The sequence below is a fragment of the Pseudonocardia sp. KRD291 genome (assembly GCF_019263595.1).
Lineage (GTDB): Bacteria > Actinomycetota > Actinomycetes > Mycobacteriales > Pseudonocardiaceae > Pseudonocardia.
Window position 1 is genome coordinate 1 of sequence record NZ_JADQDD010000510.1, and the last position, 1,706, is coordinate 1,706.

Consider the following 1,706-nt stretch of genomic DNA (forward strand, 5'->3'; position numbering starts at 1 on the left):
GTGGGGCTCGGGCAAGGACTGGCGGGTCTGGGCCGGCCCGGAGGTGTCCGACCTGGTCGAGCGCAACGCCGGGGTGCAGGCCGACCTGCTCGCCGCCGTGGACGCCGTCCCGGCCGCCGGTGGCCCGGGCACGGTCCTCACCCCGGCCGGTGGCGGCGCCGCCCGCGACCCGCTGCGCGACCTGCTCGCCGACCAGGCGCTGCACGCGCTGTCCAGCGACTGGGCGTTCATGGTCAGCAAGGACTCCGCGGCCGGGTACGCCCGCGACCGCGCCGCCCTGCACGCCGGCCGGGTCCGCGAGCTGTCCGGCCTGCTCCGCGACGGCCGCCGCCGCGCCGCCGCCCGCCGGACCGAGCGCTGGACCGACGCCCGGCCGCCCACGTTCGGCCACCTCGACGCCCGCGACCTGCTGCGCTGACGCACGGACCGGCGAGCGACGCACCATGGCCGGGTTCCGGGCCGACCGCAGCGATGATGCGCCCGTCGCCGGGACCGGTCGGGCTACCCGCCGGTAACCCCTCGCTGGGAGTTTGCCAGGATCTTCGGATGCGGGTGCTGATGGTCAGCTGGGAGTTCCCGCCGGTGGTCGTCGGCGGTCTGGGGCGACACGTGCACGCCCTGTCCCGCGAGCTCGTCGCGGCGGGGCACGAGGTCGTGGTGCTCTCCCGGCAGCCGATCGGCACCGACTCCGCGACGCATCCGTCGGTGCAGGAGAGCGTCGACGGGGTCCGGGTGCTGCGCGTCGCGGAGGATCCGCCGCACCTGGAGTTCTCCGCCGACATGGTGGCGTGGACGCTGGCGATGGGGCACGCGCTGGTGCGGCACGCGCTGGTCGCGCTGCTGCCGGACTGGCGCCCGGACGTCGTGCACGCCCACGACTGGCTCGTCGCGCACCCGGCCGTCGCGCTCGCCGACGTCACGGGGGCCCCGCTGGTCGCGACGCTGCATGCCACCGAGGCCGGCCGGCACGCCGGCTGGCTCTCGGCCCCGCTGAACCGGCAGGTGCACTCCACCGAGTGGTGGCTGGCGAACCGGGCCGACGCTGTCGTCACGTGCTCGTCGGCGATGCGGACCGAGGTGTCCACGCTCTACGACCTCGATCCCCACCGGGTGCACGTGGTGCACAACGGCATCGACGCCGGCCGCTGGCGGGTGCCGCGCGCCGCATCGCGGGCCGCCCGGGCCGCACGCGAGTCCGCGACCGGCCCACAGCTCGTCTACTTCGGCCGGCTGGAGTACGAGAAGGGCGTGCAGGACCTGGTCGCGGCGCTGCCCCGGATCCGGCGGCGCCACCCCGGGACCCGGCTGCTGGTCGCCGGGTCCGGCACCCAGCGGGAGTTCCTCGACGAGCGGGTCACGGCGCACCGGGTCCGGCGCAGCGTGGAGTTCCTCGGGCACCTGCCCGACGCCGAGCTGGCCGCGCTGCTGGCGACCGCGGACGCGGTGGTGCTGCCGAGCCGCTACGAGCCGTTCGGGATCGTCGCGCTGGAGGCGGCCGCCGTCGGGGCGACGCTCGTCGCGTCGACGGCCGGTGGTCTCGGCGAGGTCGTCCGCGACGGCGAGACCGGTCTCGCGTTCGCCCCGGGCGACGTGCCCGGGATCGCCGACGCCGTCTCGCGCGCCCTGTCCGACCCCGCCGCGGCCGCCCGCCGGGCCCGCGCCGCGAAGGCGCGCCTGCGCAGCGACTTCGGCTGGACCTCCATCGC

Annotated in this window: 2 protein-coding genes; both read left to right on the plus strand. The window is 77.1% G+C overall.

The window, feature by feature from the left end; genetic code table 11:
- A partial coding sequence (locus I4I78_RS32280; RefSeq protein WP_218615296.1) for a 1,4-alpha-glucan branching protein domain-containing protein occupies positions 1-418 on the plus strand: 418 nt, incomplete at its 5' end.
- A gap of 128 nt (positions 419-546) precedes the next feature.
- On the plus strand, positions 547-1,706 hold a 1,160-nt coding region (locus I4I78_RS32285; RefSeq protein ID WP_218615297.1), incomplete at its 3' end, for a glycosyltransferase family 4 protein.